Below are 16,736 nucleotides of genomic sequence, written 5' to 3'. Positions count from 1 at the left end.
ACCATAGTATTTGCTGACGATACGAAGACACGTAGGTCCGCAGTCTTTGGAATCTGGCTGAAGGTAGAAGGGAAAAGATTTCAAAATGGAGTTTTATTGAAAAGACAAATATTTTATGATCAATAAAAATAATATTAATATAAGATCAATCATATTATTGGTATTTTATAGCTTCAGATAATTCTATCGGATTATTGTTTTTCTTAATGTATTGCTGTTCACTTTTTGTAAGCTCCTTGTAATCAGGCTTAAATGGCTTGCCATTTTCATCTTGCCAGAGCACTTTTATATTTCCTGTTTTCATTTCTCTATACGGGTCTTTGTAATGATCAATAAGAACTTTTGCAAGTTGTTTTTTTGTGATTTCCAATGGTTTTGCGGATAAAAAATCAATATCTGAAGTTTCATCTTTTTTTATTCCTGTAAAGCTGAATTCATAATTGTTTTTGGTGTCTTTCATATAAATGATCAGTCCGGGTAATCCATCGAAAATAGATGGACCTTCCTGTAAAGAAATATCAGATGTAAACCATGCTTCCCAATTACGACCGGAATAATTCAATGATGCTTTCTGACAGGTATAACCGGCAATGCTTTTTGTTTCAGATGTTATTTTCCAATCAAAATCGGGGGCTGTTACCGGTAGCTGATACAGATCTCTCAATAAAAAGGTAAATTTTGATAACTTTTTATTCTTTTTATCTTTTATGACCATAAAGTTATAATCAGACTTTAATCTGGCTTTGGCACCCGTTTTTTTGCTTTCAATTACTACAGAATCATTATCAAACTGTTCCCGTGAATAGAATTTAGATTTGTTAGGCTTTACCAGCAATATCATATCTTTTTTCATCATTTCAGGACTAAGCGAATCTGTTTTGTAACTGATTTGATAACTTATTCTGTAACTTTGTCCATACAAAAAATTACTAACGGCAATTAGTATAAACGCTGTTTTAAATAGTATTTTCCAATTCATAATATTGTATTGCTTTTTGTTTTAAAGGATTGGTACTCCATTCCTCCCATTCACCAGTATAAGGATTGTAGCCGCATTTTAAAGGTTTTGACGTGTCTAATCCTTCTTCGTTGGTATGGCTGCGTTCTGTGTAAGCTCTGCAATCGGTGCAGATGTAGCGGAACTCACAATCTTTACAGACTTCAATCTGATCTTTGGTAAGGTTCCAGTATTTTTTAAAATCAGGGTGTTGTAACGCTTCTTCTAATGTGGTGTTGTTGATGTTGCCAAAACTTTGCGGCATTGAAGGACAGTTTCTGATATTTCCTTCTGCATCAATTGCTATTTTTTTGTGAAGGCAGGAGTTGTGGTGGAGGGATTCCAAATATGAAAGCTTATTCAGGATAAAATAATTATAATTGACAATACCGCAGCTTTTTTGCTTTGCTACTGATTCATTTGAATAATAGAGGAATTTATTTTCAGAAATTTTAACAAAATTATTTTCAGGGCTGTTATAAACTTGGATATAAGATATTCGATTTAATGTTACCAATTCTTTATAATCAGCTTCTTTACAGAATGGAGTTACGATTCCTAAATTAGTAATAAACATCTTATGGTCATTTAGGTAATTTATCAAATCTTTTATAAACGGAACTTCGCAGTCATTGAAAAATCTTAATTCTACAGTATCGCAGTTTAAAAGATCTATCTGATCAATCACTTTAAAATAATGAAATTCAGTTACATTATTAATATCTATTACTACGTTACTGATCTTGTATGGAGAATCGAAGTCCAGACTTATTTCAGGGAAATATTCCGGATTTTCCGTAAAAAAGATATAGTCTTCTTGTTCTAAAAAATCAATGTAACTTTTGATTTCCGGATCCTGAATTGGATTAAATTCTTTGTTGTTGAATTTATATAACCATTCATAAAGTTCTGATGGTATATTTATAACATCACCTCTTTGTATATCATACAGAAGATGGTTTTTATAACCTTTTACTAATTTGCAATTTGAGAAAAGTTTAAGATACATCAGGCTCGATATTTATAATTCTGGTTATTGGCTTATAAAATGGATGAGGAGTAACATTATTATTTACAAGTTTTTTTACTGCAATTTTATTAGGATCAGATTTTTTAAGATTACTATCAGCTTTTGAAAGGGATTTTTTAAGATAGATTGATAAATGTTTTTTATTTTCTTCCATTTTCCATATTCATTAAGTTCTTTGCAATAAATTTATCAATGTAATAATTACAGTTTTCCGAGAGCCATTCATACTGGCCTTGCGGATTATTCTCCAAAAAATAAAAATTATCGTTATTTTTAATTAGGTCTACAGACCCTGTATTTATTTTTTTTATTTTAAAGAATTCAAAAATCTTATTCTCTATATCCTTTGGGAATTTAAAAGGGACACATCTGTTAGGTTTTTTTGTATTATAATTCCTATAATCAGTTTTTGTTTGTGTATCATTTTGTGAAAAAATCGCCATTGGAAAGATCATATTCTCATATACAAAAGCTCTAATTTCAAAATCCTTTTGGATATATTCCTGAAAAATACTTAGTGAAAAATAATTATCTAAATCGTCAATATCTTCTCTTTTAACGAACATGGTTCCTTTATCCTGAACACTAAAATCTTTGTCATTTATACTTACCGGTGTTTTTATTGCTTTTGTAATGATAGGATATTTATCTGCAAATGCATTAAGTTCTTTTTTAGAATTTGTCACCACAGTTTTTGGTATCAATAAACCGATAGAATTTGCAATGTGAAGGTCTAACAATTTATTGTGTTGTTCTTCCTCATGAAATTCTCCTATATAACTTGCTTTATTATCAGTCTTAATAATCCTTTCCCAGGCTTTTATAATCATATTGGTTTCTTCCCGAATATAAGTATCCAATGATTTTGAACCAGTGTTAAAAAATGTGGTAAGTCGTGCTCTTCTGTGTAAAAAATTAAAGTCTGATAAATCATCACCTAATCGAAAAGAAAACTCGGTGAAATCTTCGACATTATACCTGCGAAATTCCTGATCATAAAAAAGTAGCCACTTAATAATATTATCTGTCGATTTATCTGTTTCCTGAGATATAATTTTAATCATTGTTAAAACAAGTGATATTACAATTATTCATATTTAGCGACTTTTTGTAAAAGTATTTTTTTCAGTTCGCTTTCGGTAAGTTTATATTCATCAGGTAAAGGTTTACCAAATATAATTTGATCATAGAGTAATGGAGGTAAACCTACGGAATTTCTTAAACGATCAACATCTTTTACATTTGCTATAGGATATTGGAATAAAGTACCATAAATCTGTTTCTCTTTCCATATTGTTTCATTAACATCGGCAAAAGACGCCAGATAGCTTTTATGAAGATTTCCCTTTTTAATTTCTTCCTTAATAACTGGTTTGAAATACTGCCAGAATGTATCATTTTCATCATTAAATGATATTCGATGGTGCCATAAAATAAGCCAGGAATAATCCTGAAATCCATATTTTTTTGTTAAATCAATTAATTTTTGAGCATTATCATTATCTGTATTTTCTAAAATTTTGTTAAAAACCTCTTTATTTACTTTTGTCTGTGATGATCTTAGCTCATTCTCAAAATAATCAATGAGCTGTCTGGCTATCTGATCTTTTTCCACTAAAACAGATACTTCAATGAAAGCCGTTAAATCTTTTTTATTGATATAATATTGATTTAAAAGTCTTTCATAATCAGCAGGTAAGGATTTTAAAAAGGCGTTATTTTTATAATTAGCAAATTTATCATACTCAAGAATAAAGTCTAAAGGTGCCTTATATTGGGTAATTGATTCGGTAACATATTTTTTAAAAAACTCCTGATTATTAACCTGTAATGCAGAAGCTGCCGCATCCAGAACCTGATAAGAATCCAGCGCATCGTGAAATGTAAAGGCTTTGGAAAAATATTCATTTGCTTTCAAAAAATTTTTGTTAGACAATTCCAGCCTAGCGAGGCAAACATAGTTTTGACTGACCGTAAATTTGCTTTCGGCATCTAAATCCTGACCGTTTACAATTTGTAAAAAGAAAATAAGAAAAATAAGAAGATTTTTTTTCATTTTTATATGCGTAAGAAAGGAACCCTCAAAAAAAATAATTGAGGGATCCGGTTAATATTTTATGCTGTAGTAGAAACAATAACTGATGAACCCTTTTCCGTTGGATTATCAGGATTACACACTCCATCACCGTTGGTGTCATAGAATCGGTCCATTGCAGCATTGTTGCCAATTTTCATGTTGGTTTGTACCCAGCCACTCCCAAATAATTTGTTCATTTTATTTGAAGAAAGTTTTTTTGTTATAATTTTTTTATTCATAAGTGTAAAATTTATAAATTAAACTTCCCCACAGTCTATGGAAGAACACATTAATATCGACTTATAATCATTTTCATCCATCTTTCCATTACCATTTGAATCATAATAAGTATCAGTGCTTTCTACTGTGCATCCATTTACAACCTTTGTAGGCCCCTTTGTATCTCTCCATGAACCGTTTCCACAAATTTTATTTAGTTTTTGTACGGTTAGTTTTTTTGAAAACAATTTTTTATTCATAAGATTTATTTATTAGTTAATACTTTGACTTATACTTTGGCACATTGATCCGCTTTCTCCAGGTCCCCATTGCTTATCCCCATTAGCATCATGATAAGAATCGGTTGTTGTAACGGTAACATTTTGCCCTCCAATATTTTTTTTAGATTGTGAACTTGTCTGAATCCATTCTCCTCCTCCAAAAATTTTTTGAAGATGACCATGCTGAAGTTTCTTAATTTTTAAGTTTTCCATTTGTGATATTAATTTAAAATTAATAAAATAATTTTGCCGTACAAACCCCGGCATGGGTTTTTGCTGATCAGCGGTTTTGATTTATACTTTTGCAGTGCGCACTTACAAAAAATAAACATTTGTGTTTTTTGTTGAAGCAAAGATGCAATAAGAAAGCATCGCAAAAAAGTAAACGAAATGTAGATTTATAAATTTAATGCAATAAATTTATAAATGTTATTTTTTTAAAGTGTTTAAAAATAGAGAGTTGCGAGTTTATTTGATATTGTTTTCCTTTTCAATCTCCTTAATATAGATGGAAAGTGTAGTACCTGTTTTTTTCTTAAAAGCTAATGAAAAAGCTTGCTCATTATTATATCCCAATTCATCTGCCACAACAGATAATTTATAGGATCTAAACTTTTTATCTGTTATCAATCTTTTAAGCGCATAGTCTATACGAAGATCATTAATATAAGTAGAAAAGTTTTTTCCTTTATAAGAATTGATGATATCAGACAAATACGCGGTATTTGTTTTTATATTTTTTGCTAAACTAGCCAGTGTAATTCCTTTTTTCAGAAAAAGTTCTTTGGTTTCAAATATTTCTAGCTCTTTCAGGATATATTGTACAACTTCTTCTGAAATTGTCTTGTTTTCTTTTTCTTCAATCTCAACTTGCTTATGTATAGGTGATTGAAAGTATAGCTCTTGAACCTGAGTGGGTTCAGAAATTTTCCTTTCATTAAAATGAATCAGTTCTTGAGCAATTTTTCGGTGTTTGCTTGCTGTTTTCTTGGCTTTGTAATAAAGATATAATATCAGTAGAAGAACAGATAATAGAATACCAATAGAAACGGATAAAATTATTTTTCTGTTTTTTAGATCATTAATAATACTTTCCTTTTCCTGTAGAAGGTTGGGAGTATCATATTTTTTAGGAAGTTCCGTAGCTAAGTATTTAAATTGTTCATCTAATTTTTTATCTACTTTTAAAAAGCGATCAATGTAATAGAGCTGCTTTTCTTTATCATTTTTTTCTTTGTAATAGTCTATGAGATAGGTGTATACTTCGCGTAACTGGGGAAAGGTTTTATTTTTCTTTTTTAAATTGATATCTAATTTAGAAAAATAATTAACTGCTTTTTCTTTTTCATGTAGTCCGTCATAAGATTTGCCTAAACTATATAATGCGTAATTTGCATTATCATCCTTAATATTGGAAAAAAAACTTTCTGCTTTTAATAGCTCTATAATAGCAGATTTGTATTTTTTTTGTTTTAGATAAGAATAACCGGAAAAATAAGAATATTGACTAACACTGTACTTGCTTTTTCTTGTAAATGACGATTCTTGTCCTTCTTTAATTAGGGTATTGGCAGAATCAAGTTTATTAAGCTCAATATAACAGTAGATAAGGCTAACACGTATTTGATTGTGCTGGGATTCGTTGGTTATATTATTAGAATTATATAAATAATACCTGAATGTCTTGGCAGCTTCTTTATATTTACCCAAGTAATTATTTAAGTAAGCTATATTTATATTAGCATAAGCAATCTGTTTTTGATCTTTTTGATTTTTTGCATATTGTAAAGCTATAATATAATTGTCTAAGGCTTTTTTTAAATAATCATGCTTAAAATATAAATTTCCTTTCATCAAATATGTTCTGGTAGGATATAGGCTTCCATTTATATTTTTTGTGACAATTGCAAGACTATCAATATATTTCAAAGCTATAGGAAAATCTTCATTAAAATGTACTAATATATAACCTTCTGCAATTTGGAGATTGTTTTTTTCTTTTTTTGCTTTTTGTAGATAATAACGGGCAATGAACTTAGTTTTCAAAACGTCTTCATTTTCATAATGTTCATAGAACATATTTTTTAATTTATCATAGTTTAATTTTTTTAAACTGTCTATAGATTTTTTCTGTGCGGAAACTAAATTAATAAAAAGAAGTAAGAAGAGGGATATATATTTCATCATTTGTAAAAATGCAAATTTACATTTTTATTGTTCAATTAGGAATTTATTTAAAATATTTAATATTTAATATTGAATGCAACTTATTGATAATGTTTGTTTTATTTATTTATTTTGATGATAAATTTATAAATCTATATTTATATTTTATGTATTATTTTGAAAAATATACTTTCTTTGTATGGTAATTTTAAACACAGTAAAATAATGAAAAAACAAAAACAAAAAGAAAAACAACTATCACTAAAAAAAGTACAGATAATGAAAATTAGTGATTTAAAAAAAATTACTGGAGGTAACAGTAATCAAAATTTCATTGGGAATGGTGATCCAACTGATCCTACTATTCATCAAACTATGGGACAAAAGTAATTTTGACACTAATGAATTTAAAAATATTTATTATTATTACCTGTTTTTTATCTGTTTTCTCCAGTGCTCAAAAAAACAACTTATCACCATCCAAGCCGACCAAAGATGAATACTTTGGAGTTAAGGTAATGGATGAATATAGGAATTTAGAAAATTTGGATGATCCACAGACTCTTAATTGGATGAAATCTCAAACAGCTTACACGAATTCTGTTCTCAATTTAATACCTAAAATAAATTATTATTCAGAAAAAAGATTGGAATTTGATAAAAGACAAGGTTATTCTGTATCTGAATTGAAAATTACAGCTAATAATAGATATTTTTATTTAAAAAAAGATGGAAATGAGAAAGTAAGCAAATTATACTACAGAGAGGGGTTTTCAGGAAATGAAGAATTACTTTACGACCCAATTGTTTACAAAAGTAGTGAAGCGAATCATTCTTTTATTATCAATTACATAAGTCCTAGTTGGGACGGTAGTAAAATTGCTATCTCAATGTCTGAAAAAGGGAATGAGTTAGCAGATGTAATTATTATGGATGTTAAAACAAAGTATATTCATCCTGAGATTATTACCAATTCTGCACCAGCTACTTTTGATGGAATAAAATGGATTGACGATAATAGTGGTTTTTTTTACGTAGCTTTTTCTACAACTGATCCTAAATCTCAAGATTTTTATAAAAATACACGAACTGTTTTATACAAAATTGGAACAGATCCAAAAGAAATAATAGATGTTTTTTCTGCCAAAAATAATCCTGATTTACATATTGCTGATAATCAATATCCAATGATATTGGATTTTGATCAAGAAGATCAATATTATATAGGTATGATTGTTGATTATCAGTCTTATAGGAAAACATTCATTATCAACAAAAATGATTTATTAGGAAATAAGAAAAATTGGACGGCCTTATCTGATCTAAATGATAAAGCAAAAAATTTTGATTTTTGGAATGAGGACATTGTTTTTGTTTCTGGTTATAATTCATCTTTTAATAAATTATGTAAAACTGGTATTAATAATCCAAACTTTAAAAACCCGGAAATTTTAGTCCCTGAAAAAAAAGATGAAATTATTATAAGTTATAGAATTACTAAAGACGGTATTTATTACACCACAACCAAAAACGGAGTTGAGGCTAAATTATACTTGTACAAAGATGGAAAAGATATTCCTATCCAACTTCCATATCCATCAGGTAATGTTAATTTAGAAAACAAAGGAGAAAATTACTCTGATTTTTGGATAACATGCTCAGGCTGGGCAAATGAGGGACAACGTTTTAAGTATGATATAAAGACTAATACTTTTAAACCTGAGAATCTTACACCTATTACAGAATATCCTGAATTTAAAGATATAATAAGTCAAGAAGTAACTGTAAAAGCTAGGGATGGAGAAGAAATCCCTCTGTCGTTAATATACAATAAGAATCTTAAAAAAAATGGTAAAAATATGGTGCTTATTGATAGTTACGGTTCTTATGGATTATCTAATAGTCCCTTTTTTGCTAAAACCTATTTATTATGGGTTAATGAAGGTGGAATGGTTGCAATTGCTCATGTTAGAGGTGGAGGAGAAAAAGGAGAAAAATGGCGTTTAGCAGGACGTAAAGAAACAAAATTTAACACTTGGAGAGACTTGATAGATTGCACAGAATATTTAATAAGAGAAAATTATACATCAAACAATAAAGTAGCGATTTGGGGCGCAAGCGCGGGCGGAATTACTGTTGGAAGAGCCATGACCGAGAGACCATACCTTTTTAAAACAGTTATTGCCGAGGTAGGATCATTAAATACACTTAGAGAAGAAGAAACACCAAGCGGTCAGCCCAAAGAATTCGGTTCAGTAAAGAACCCAAAAGAATTTAAAGCTCTGCTGGAAATGGACTCTTTTCATCACATTAAAAAAGGTGTAAAATATCCTGCTACATTTATAACAGGAGGAATAAATGACCAAAGAGTGGCTGTATGGGAACCTGTCAAATTTGCTGCCAAATTAATGGCTAATGATGCATCTAATAATCCTATCTTACTGAAAATAGATTTTGAAGGGGGGCACGCAGGTAATGTACCTGTTGCTCAACGATATGCTAATCTGGGAGATATGTTTGCCTTTGCATTGTGGCAATTGGGACATCCAGATTACCAACCCAAAGAAAACACAAAAAAATAACCATGCCCCGTTTCCCGTATCAGTTTTTTGATGAGTTCGTAGTTCGTACTCCTTTATTTTCACGGAAAGACTTTCAGGAGCAATTGAGCAGAAATGAAATTCCTGATTCTGAATTAAAAGAAATCTGTGGAAATCTTGTTTTCCTGGAGGCGCTTTATCTTGCGTCACCCCACCTGCACGATGAAGCCTGCAAATGGATTCAGTCAGAAAAAAACTTTTCATATAAAGAATTTCAGAAACTAAAACAAACCCTGTTAAAATATTACAGCAGAATAAGCTGCCGTTGTACACCTTTCGGATTATTTTCGGAAGTTGGGTTGGGAGCCTTTGACAAGCTCAGGATGGCAATTCCGGGATCAGAAAAAGTCAGGGATACGAAATTGGATATGCATTTTCTGGTCGCTCTTGCTCAACATTTTGAACAACTGGAAGAGATCAGAACTCAGCTGTTATTTTTTCCTAACAACAGTATTTATAAGGTAGGCAGTAAAATTCGCTATGTCGAATATCAGTACACCGAAGGAAAAAGGGAATACATTATTTCTTCAGCGCCGTTGTCGGAAGAGCTGCAACAGGTGTTGCAGTTTTCAAAGCAGGGAAGAACCATAGGTGAAATTGCCGGAATTTTAGTGAATGAAGAAACCATAATAGGGGAAGCGGAAGAATTTATAAGGGAGCTCATCAGCAATCAGCTATTAGTGAGCGAACTGAAGCCAAGTGTTTCGGGAAGAGATTTTTTAGATACCATCATTGCTGTTTTAAACAAGATAAAAGCAAATGATAAAGCCGAAATTTTAATCGGTATAAAAAATAAGCTAAACGAACTGGATCAGACCATTGGAAATCCGGTTTCAAAATATACTGAAATCGAAGGACTCATTAAAGCATTCGATACCAAGTACGAAAAAAACTACCTTTTCCAGACCGATCTGTATGGTAAAAAAAACTTTGTATTGCCAGACAAGTGGAAAAAAGAGCTCAAAAATGGCATCAGCTTTCTTAATAAAATTACATTATCACAGAAACAATCGTATTTAGAAGAATTTAAAAAAGCCTTTTATGAACGATTTGAAACCAGGGAAATGCCTTTGGCTTATGTGCTTGACACCGAAATAGGAATAGGTTACAAACAGAACATCGCATCAAACGGAATTCACCATTACCTGGAGGATCTGTCTCTTCCCGATTCTCCTCAAAAACAAGTTGTTAATCTCAGCCTGAATCCCATTCAGAAAATTCTTAATGAAAAGCTACAGGAAGCATTAACCGAAAACCGACGCGTAATAAGCCTGGCCGAAGAAGATTTTGAACGGTTGGTTGAAAACTGGAATGATCTTCCCGATACAATTTCTTTTATGGCAGAAATAATTTCAGAAAACGGAAATGAAAAATTATGTGTAGGAAACGGTGGCGGAAGCAGTGCGGCCAATCTCCTGGGAAGGTTCTGCTCGGAAAAAGCAGACGTACAGAATTTAACAAAAACCATTACACAAAAAGAAGAAATGCTTCGGAAGGCAGAATATGACAACGATGAGATCTTAGCGGAAATTATCCATCTACCGGAAGCAAGAATAGGAAATGTAATCAGAAGACCAACTTTAAGGCAATATGAAATTCCTTATCTGGCGCAATCCGTATTACCTGAAGAAAACCAAATATCCGTTGATGATCTTTATATTTCTGTTCGTGATAACAGAATTGTTTTACGGTCGAAAACGTTAAATAAAAAAGTGAGGCCTTATCTCACGAATGCACATAACTATTCAGCAAACCCGTTGCCTATTTATCATTTCTTATGTGATTTGTATTCTCAAAATATTCGATCAGGACTTTATTTTAATTGGGGAGATTTAAAACATATTTATAATTTCTTACCAAGAGTTGAATATAAAAATATCATTTTATCAAAAGCATCTTGGAAAATTACGGATAAAGAAATAAAGAAATTTTCATTGTTGCTAAATGATAAAGATCAAATTTTTTCAGAATTGGAAAAATGGAGGAAACTGAAACTAATTCCGCAATGGATACAATGGGTGAAATCGGATAATAAGCTTACCGTAAACTTAGAAAATTATGACCTGGTAAAAATGTTTATTGATTCAGTGAAAAGTGAAGAATCCATCATCATTGAAGAATTTCTGTACAATGAAAACGACGATTTTAAGCGCGAGTTTATCTTCCCGATGTACAAAATAAGATAAAAACACACCACATAAATGATGAAAAGAAAATTCCCTCCCGGAAAAGAATGGCTTTACCTGAAAATCTACACAGGGATAAAAACAGCCGATCTTGTTTTGGAAGAAATTATTCAGCCTTTTGTAGATTACTTTCAGGAAAAAGAATACATTTCAAAATGGTTTTTTATCCGCTACCACGACCCGAAACCGCATCTTAGAGTAAGATTATTGTTGAATAATATCAGTTATTACAATGAAATCCTTGAAAAAATTAACCACGCATCTGAACAATATATAAGCAGCGGGGAAATTGCAAACATGCAGATTGACACGTATAGCCGGGAAATAGAACGATACGGAATTATTACGATGGAAGAAGCAGAATCCTTATTCCACAAAAACAGCGAATTTACCCTCCAATGCCTTCATTATGATGATGAAGAAAAGTTGATTGTAAGTCTTTTTTATATTGATGAAATACTAAATAGACTCAGCCTTTCAATTCAGGGAAAGCTAGAATGGATCAAAGATTTTAATGCTGCTTTTAAACAGGAGTTTAATGCGGATAAGAAACTCAATTCTCAACTGGATAAAAAGTATAGAGATTTTAAACCGAAATATGTAGAATTTCTTCAATCAGAGGAATTCTCAGAGGAAAGAAATTATATTACTGCTAATATTGAAGAAAGTGATTCAGTCTTACAAGATATGATCCACCATGATAAAAATAAATCGTTGGAAATGTCTCTAAAAAGCTTTTTCAGCAGTATTTTTCACATGAATGTCAATCGGCTTTTTATTTCCAATCAGCGATTGTTTGAGATGATTGTGTATGATTATTTGCTAAGATACTATAAGATGAAAGTTTTTGTAAAATAGCTATAAATGAAAAGTACGGGCAAAATATATGATTTAATCATCTGTAATTTTATCTAAATTCGGAAAAATTTTAAGTAGTTTTATTAATTTTCAATATTATTCCATTTTCACAGGCTTCCGGAGATTTATTACCTATATTTGTAAGGATTAATGATGATTTCTTTTGAAAGTGCAGAATCATTTTGTCATTAATTGAGGTGATTTTGCCAGATGAAAATATCCGAAAGTATTATGAAAAGGATTTTGCCTAAATTGCCAACTTTTCTCAATCCGAATTAAAAAATAATATAAGTAAATAGTTTTAAGAATGGCGAAATATTTGGAAATATTTACTTTGTATATTCCCGGACATTTCGATTATTCTATACTTATTTGTTGTTTTTTGAAGCACATTGTATCTTATTTGTATTTTAAAATATAACTGACCGGTTTCAAATAAAGTTATGTCCTTTATAGGGAAATAACATATGAATATAACTTATTGTAGAAATTGTATAAGAATGTCTTCATCCCTACAATATCATTTTAAAAAGCCAGCCGAGCAGCTTGCTGATTTTGTATTCGGATTTTCTTCATTAAACAATATTTCCGACTGCAAAGAAGGGGTCATTATTCCTAATGGAAGGATTGATCTTCTTTTGTGCCGGACAACAGACGGCCGGTTTTTTATAGTATTGATGGGTCTTGAAACACAACCTAAAACGATGCCGCAGCAGAATATTTCCATGTTTTTTTCCATCAGTTTCAATCCGCTGTCGCTGGAATATATTCTCGATGAATCAATTGCCGAACTCGTCAACAACGGAAAAGAACTGCCTGAAAAATTCTGGGGTTTTCGGGAAGAGGATCTCAACAATTTTGAAGATTTTTGCAGCAAAGCTTCCGATGTGATAAAAAAACATCTCAGCAATTCAATCGATGAACGAAAACGAAATTTATTCCGGCTCATTTTTGACGTGAACGGTGAGATCAGCATTAAAGAATTATCAGAAACCATACATTGGAGCGAAAGGCAGATTAACCGGTATTTTACAAAGTATTTGGGCGTTACCTTGAAAATGTACTGCAAAATACTGCGTTTTCAGAAATCTTTAGAATATATAAAGGACGGGATTCTTTCTCCCCAGCTCAATTTTTCGGATCAGTCGCATTTTATAAAAGATGTTAAAAAGCTTTCAGGCGTTTCTCCAAAAGAACTTTTTAAAAATGATAATGACCGATTTTTACAATTTTTAGTTTTCCCTAAGAAATAACTTTGCAGCATAATTTACAACTATGCTGATAAAAAACAAATCCGTTGCTATCATCGGCGGCGGTCCCGGAGGACTGACTCTGGCAAGACTTTTACAGATGAAAGGAGTACAGGTAAAAGTATATGAAAGAGACTTTGATAAAAATTCCCGTGTTCAGGGTTCCCTGCTTGATATGCATCAGGATTCAGGGCTGGCTGCAATCCGTGCTGCAGGTCTGCTTGAAGTATTTAAAGAAAACTTTATGGCCGGGGCGGATAAAACGAAGATCATGGATGAACATGCAAAGGTTTGGTTCAGTGATCATGATTCTAAATCTGATGAAAGTTTCGAAGAAAAACATTTCCGGCCTGAAGTTGATCGCGGAACTTTAAGAAAAATCCTTCTGAATTCCCTGGATGAAAATACCGTAGTGTGGAACAGCCATTTTCTGTCGATGGAAAAAGAAAATGAAGGATGGATGCTGCATTTTAAAAATCAGTCTTCGATCTATGCAGATATTGTGATCGGCTGTGACGGTGCAAATTCAAAAGTCCGTCCTTATATTACGGAAATCAAGCCTTTTTATACGGGAATTGTAATGTTGGAGGGAAATATTCCGGATGCTGATATAAATGCTCCTGAAATTAATAAGATTTTGAAAGGTGGAAAAATTATGGCTTTCGGAAACCGGAAAAATCTGCTGATCGGACAAAAAGGAAAAGGGGCAATCGGTTTTTATGCGAGTTTTAAAGCTGATGAAAATTGGACATCCACAAACAGATTGAACTATTTCGATAGGTCTGAAATTATTCAATGGTATAAAAGAATGTATCCTGAATGGAACAGCATCTGGCTAGAATTGTTTGAAAGTACGGAATTGCCGTTCATTCCACGTCCTATTTACTGCATGCCGTTTGATCAGTACTGGAAACCTTCAGAGAATGTTACAATTATTGGTGATGCAGCGCATGTGATGCCTCCGTTTGCGGGCGAAGGAGCGAATATGGCGATGAAAGATGCGCTGTATCTAAGCAACAGTTTAACTTTGGAAAGCTATTCAACAGTACAGGAAGCTATTGCCGGATACGAATCGGAAATGAGGAAGAGAGCAGCTTCGGCTGCAGAAGAATCTGTTAAAAACGGTGAAACTATGCATTCTGAAACCTCTTTACAGTCGATGCTGAATTTCTTTGGCAGCTTTACATAATCTAAGATGGAAATTTTTTCACACTGACTGTCAGTTTTTCAGTTTAAAAATGACAAAATTTCAGGATTTTAAGATGGTATGTTGTTTGTAATGAATATGTTACAATCATTGAATATATTGTTTAACCTTTAAAAAATCGTAAATTATGTCAATCGTTAAGAGAAACAATGGCAGTTTGCTCCCTGCAAATCCACGTACACTGTTCGATGACTTTTTTAGCCGCGAACTTTTTAACTGGGGCAACAACAATTTTTCATCGACACTTACTACACTTCCTTCGGTAAACATCCGTGAAAATACTGAAAATTTTGAAGTGGAAGTGGCTGCTCCGGGAATGGAGAAACAGGATTTTGAAATTACGCTGGAAGGAAATGTACTCACCATTTCTTCCTCCCGAAAAAATCAGAAGGAAGAGAAAGACGAGAACTATATCCGAAGAGAATTCAGCTATCAGTCATTCAGAAGAAGTATTGAGCTTGCTGAAAATGTGGTTGATGAAGAGCACATTGAAGCAAAATACGAAAACGGCGTTCTGAAACTCACCATTCCGAAATCGGAAAAAGCCAAAAAACAGGCGCCTCGCCTTATTGAGGTTCAATAATTAAGTTATTAGTCAGATCATATATTGGTTTTCCCAAAAGGAAAACCAATTTTTGTCGTACCTGTTTCATTTGTATTCTAAAACAATAAGCTATGAACGGATTACTTTGGTCAATTTCAATTTTATGCCTTACCACATTGGGAATTATGTTTATCCTGAAAAAATTTAATCAGCCTTATCTTATTGCTTATATATTGGTGGGAATTATTCTCGGACCACACATTTCAGGAGTTTTTACAGATCCGGAACAAACGGAAACGATAGGAGAAATAGGAATTTTGCTGTTGATGTTCTTCCTCGGAATGGAAATCAATGTACCGGACAACAGGAGTCTGCTCATAAAGCCGATAGTTGCTCAGCTTATCAAGATCATTCTAAGTGTTGGCTGTGCATTTCTGATTGGGTATTTTACAAATCTTTCCATAAACAGCATTTTGCTTATTGCCATTTTATTCATTTTTAACAGTACAGCAGTAGTTAGTGAGTTTTTAAACAAACATCAGACTTTAAAAACTACGTTTGGCGTTATGATTTTAAATATCCTCATATTTCAGGATCTGCTTCTGGCACCGGTTCTTACTTTATTGAAAGCATGGAATAAACAGGATTTTCATATCTCCAATATCATTTTTCCGCTTGTTTTGTGTGGCGTTATTTTTCTGATTCTTAAAAGAATCAGGACTTTCCGTGAAATAAGGCTGCCGAAATTCTTTGCTTCGATTGAAAAAGATCATGATCTGCAGGTATTTTTCGGGTTATTTATATGTCTAATTTCCGGATTATTAGCTGAGGCAGCGGGAATAAGCAGTGCTCTAGGAAGTTTTATGGCTGGTGTTGTTGTAGGGAGGGTAAAAACATTCGACTGGCTGGAGCGCTCATTGGCTCCTTTTAAAGTATTTTTCGTTACATTCTTTTTTGTATCGATAGGATTAAGGCTTGATATTTCTTATCTTTTTTCCAATTTTAGTATAATTCTTCTGGGAACATTTTTTGTGTTAATCAGTAACAGTATTATGTCTGCAGTAACGTTCCGTCTGTTGAAATTCGGGTGGAGGGAAAGCTGGTATGGCGGGGCTTTACTTTCACAAACGGGAGAGTTCGGAATTCTTGCATTGGCTGTTGCATATAAATCAGGAATTATAGAATACAGCCTTTATAAATCCGGGCTTGGAATTACCTGTCTTTCACTTTTGCTTTCTAGTTTGTGGATTGCCATACTCCACAATGTAACAACTCGAAGCACATTAGAGAAAAATAGTATGTAAGTATCAAATAACCTTAA

At 32.2% G+C, this 16,736-nt stretch carries 17 protein-coding genes; 8 read left to right on the top strand and 9 right to left on the bottom strand.

Annotated features, from left to right (window positions below; translation table 11 throughout):
- Nucleotides 1-154 precede the first annotated feature (154 nt).
- The 9 genes from BUA76_RS07860 to BUA76_RS07820 form a co-directional block, all read right to left on the bottom strand.
- Complete coding sequence (locus tag BUA76_RS07860) at nt 155-979, bottom strand: GLPGLI family protein (protein WP_072884253.1); 825 nt, start codon at nt 977-979, stop codon at nt 155-157.
- Nucleotides 957-2,006 (bottom strand): grasp-with-spasm system SPASM domain peptide maturase, encoded by a 1,050-nt coding sequence (gwsS, locus tag BUA76_RS07855; RefSeq protein ID WP_083573189.1) that lies wholly within the window; start codon nt 2,004-2,006, stop codon nt 957-959. The genes BUA76_RS07860 and gwsS overlap by 23 nt, the downstream gene beginning before the upstream one ends.
- A complete protein-coding gene (locus BUA76_RS07850; RefSeq protein WP_072884251.1) occupies nt 1,996-2,181 on the bottom strand; it encodes a hypothetical protein in 186 nt (61 codons plus the stop codon). The genes gwsS and BUA76_RS07850 overlap by 11 nt, the downstream gene beginning before the upstream one ends.
- Nucleotides 2,168-3,091, bottom strand: coding sequence for an ATP-grasp domain-containing protein (locus BUA76_RS07845; RefSeq protein ID WP_072884250.1), 924 nt, complete (start codon nt 3,089-3,091; stop codon nt 2,168-2,170). The genes BUA76_RS07850 and BUA76_RS07845 overlap by 14 nt, the downstream gene beginning before the upstream one ends.
- Before the next feature lie 23 nt (nt 3,092-3,114).
- On the bottom strand, nt 3,115-4,083 hold the full coding sequence (locus tag BUA76_RS07840; RefSeq protein ID WP_072884249.1) for a hypothetical protein: 969 nt from the start codon (nt 4,081-4,083) through the stop codon (nt 3,115-3,117).
- A 59-nt stretch (nt 4,084-4,142) separates the two neighbouring features.
- Nucleotides 4,143-4,301: a hypothetical protein gene (locus tag BUA76_RS19225; protein WP_178337316.1), complete on the bottom strand. Its 159-nt coding sequence runs from the start codon at nt 4,299-4,301 to the stop codon at nt 4,143-4,145.
- A gap of 60 nt (nt 4,302-4,361) precedes the next feature.
- Nucleotides 4,362-4,583: a hypothetical protein gene (locus BUA76_RS07830; protein WP_072884247.1), complete on the bottom strand. Its 222-nt coding sequence runs from the start codon at nt 4,581-4,583 to the stop codon at nt 4,362-4,364.
- Between the two features lie 12 nt (nt 4,584-4,595).
- A complete protein-coding gene (locus BUA76_RS07825) occupies nt 4,596-4,817 on the bottom strand; it encodes a hypothetical protein (RefSeq protein ID WP_072884246.1) in 222 nt (73 codons plus the stop codon).
- Nucleotides 4,818-5,072: 255 nt separating this feature from the next.
- Nucleotides 5,073-6,791 (bottom strand): helix-turn-helix domain-containing protein, encoded by a 1,719-nt coding sequence (locus BUA76_RS07820; protein WP_083573188.1) that lies wholly within the window; start codon nt 6,789-6,791, stop codon nt 5,073-5,075.
- A gap of 204 nt (nt 6,792-6,995) precedes the next feature.
- Between BUA76_RS07820 and BUA76_RS19220 the strand changes: the two genes are divergently transcribed.
- The 8 genes from BUA76_RS19220 to BUA76_RS07785 all read left to right on the top strand — a co-directional run bounded on the left by BUA76_RS19220 (nt 6,996) and on the right by BUA76_RS07785 (nt 16,719).
- Nucleotides 6,996-7,160 carry a hypothetical protein gene (locus BUA76_RS19220; RefSeq protein WP_178337315.1) on the top strand — a complete coding sequence of 55 codons (165 nt, stop codon included), beginning with the start codon at nt 6,996-6,998 and terminating at the stop codon, nt 7,158-7,160.
- Nucleotides 7,161-7,171: 11 nt separating this feature from the next.
- Nucleotides 7,172-9,352, top strand: coding sequence for a prolyl oligopeptidase family serine peptidase (locus tag BUA76_RS07815; protein WP_072884244.1), 2,181 nt, complete (start codon nt 7,172-7,174; stop codon nt 9,350-9,352).
- 2 nt (nt 9,353-9,354) lie between these two features.
- Complete coding sequence (locus tag BUA76_RS07810) at nt 9,355-11,556, top strand: lantibiotic dehydratase family protein (protein ID WP_072884243.1); 2,202 nt, start codon at nt 9,355-9,357, stop codon at nt 11,554-11,556.
- 15 nt (nt 11,557-11,571) lie between these two features.
- Nucleotides 11,572-12,414: a thiopeptide-type bacteriocin biosynthesis protein gene (locus BUA76_RS07805; protein WP_072884242.1), complete on the top strand. Its 843-nt coding sequence runs from the start codon at nt 11,572-11,574 to the stop codon at nt 12,412-12,414.
- A gap of 500 nt (nt 12,415-12,914) precedes the next feature.
- Nucleotides 12,915-13,667, top strand: a complete 753-nt coding sequence (locus BUA76_RS07800) for a helix-turn-helix domain-containing protein (RefSeq protein WP_072884241.1) — start codon at nt 12,915-12,917, stop codon at nt 13,665-13,667.
- A 22-nt stretch (nt 13,668-13,689) separates the two neighbouring features.
- A complete protein-coding gene (locus BUA76_RS07795; RefSeq protein ID WP_072884240.1) occupies nt 13,690-14,853 on the top strand; it encodes an FAD-dependent oxidoreductase in 1,164 nt (387 codons plus the stop codon).
- A gap of 145 nt (nt 14,854-14,998) precedes the next feature.
- A complete protein-coding gene (locus BUA76_RS07790) occupies nt 14,999-15,454 on the top strand; it encodes an Hsp20/alpha crystallin family protein (protein ID WP_072884239.1) in 456 nt (151 codons plus the stop codon).
- 92 nt (nt 15,455-15,546) lie between these two features.
- Nucleotides 15,547-16,719: a cation:proton antiporter gene (locus BUA76_RS07785; RefSeq protein ID WP_072884238.1), complete on the top strand. Its 1,173-nt coding sequence runs from the start codon at nt 15,547-15,549 to the stop codon at nt 16,717-16,719.
- The last annotated feature ends 17 nt before the right edge of the window (nt 16,720-16,736 follow it).

This window comes from Chryseobacterium takakiae (assembly GCF_900129385.1).
Taxonomy (GTDB): Bacteria; Bacteroidota; Bacteroidia; order Flavobacteriales; family Weeksellaceae; genus Chryseobacterium; species Chryseobacterium takakiae.
Note: the sequence above shows the minus strand (reverse complement) of the source record. Positions and strands in the feature narration are given on the sequence as shown.

What these genes read in the sequence shown, in the direction of transcription:
- BUA76_RS07850 (WP_072884251.1), bottom strand. Translation starts at nt 2,181, where the DNA reads ATGGAAGAAAATAAAAAACATTTATCAATCTATCTTAAAAAATCCCTT.
- BUA76_RS07805 (WP_072884242.1), top strand. Translation starts at nt 11,572, where the DNA reads ATGATGAAAAGAAAATTCCCTCCCGGAAAAGAATGGCTTTACCTGAAA.
- BUA76_RS07825 (WP_072884246.1), bottom strand. Translation starts at nt 4,817, where the DNA reads ATGGAAAACTTAAAAATTAAGAAACTTCAGCATGGTCATCTTCAAAAA.
- BUA76_RS07800 (WP_072884241.1), top strand. Translation starts at nt 12,915, where the DNA reads ATGTCTTCATCCCTACAATATCATTTTAAAAAGCCAGCCGAGCAGCTT.
- BUA76_RS07810 (WP_072884243.1), top strand. Translation starts at nt 9,355, where the DNA reads ATGCCCCGTTTCCCGTATCAGTTTTTTGATGAGTTCGTAGTTCGTACT.
- BUA76_RS07820 (WP_083573188.1), bottom strand. Translation starts at nt 6,791, where the DNA reads ATGATGAAATATATATCCCTCTTCTTACTTCTTTTTATTAATTTAGTT.
- BUA76_RS07830 (WP_072884247.1), bottom strand. Translation starts at nt 4,583, where the DNA reads ATGAATAAAAAATTGTTTTCAAAAAAACTAACCGTACAAAAACTAAAT.
- gwsS (WP_083573189.1), bottom strand. Translation starts at nt 2,006, where the DNA reads ATGTATCTTAAACTTTTCTCAAATTGCAAATTAGTAAAAGGTTATAAA.
- BUA76_RS07785 (WP_072884238.1), top strand. Translation starts at nt 15,547, where the DNA reads ATGAACGGATTACTTTGGTCAATTTCAATTTTATGCCTTACCACATTG.
- BUA76_RS07845 (WP_072884250.1), bottom strand. Translation starts at nt 3,091, where the DNA reads ATGATTAAAATTATATCTCAGGAAACAGATAAATCGACAGATAATATT.
- BUA76_RS07860 (WP_072884253.1), bottom strand. Translation starts at nt 979, where the DNA reads ATGAATTGGAAAATACTATTTAAAACAGCGTTTATACTAATTGCCGTT.
- BUA76_RS19220 (WP_178337315.1), top strand. Translation starts at nt 6,996, where the DNA reads ATGAAAAAACAAAAACAAAAAGAAAAACAACTATCACTAAAAAAAGTA.
- BUA76_RS07815 (WP_072884244.1), top strand. Translation starts at nt 7,172, where the DNA reads ATGAATTTAAAAATATTTATTATTATTACCTGTTTTTTATCTGTTTTC.
- BUA76_RS07795 (WP_072884240.1), top strand. Translation starts at nt 13,690, where the DNA reads ATGCTGATAAAAAACAAATCCGTTGCTATCATCGGCGGCGGTCCCGGA.
- BUA76_RS19225 (WP_178337316.1), bottom strand. Translation starts at nt 4,301, where the DNA reads ATGAACAAATTATTTGGGAGTGGCTGGGTACAAACCAACATGAAAATT.
- BUA76_RS07790 (WP_072884239.1), top strand. Translation starts at nt 14,999, where the DNA reads ATGTCAATCGTTAAGAGAAACAATGGCAGTTTGCTCCCTGCAAATCCA.
- BUA76_RS07840 (WP_072884249.1), bottom strand. Translation starts at nt 4,083, where the DNA reads ATGAAAAAAAATCTTCTTATTTTTCTTATTTTCTTTTTACAAATTGTA.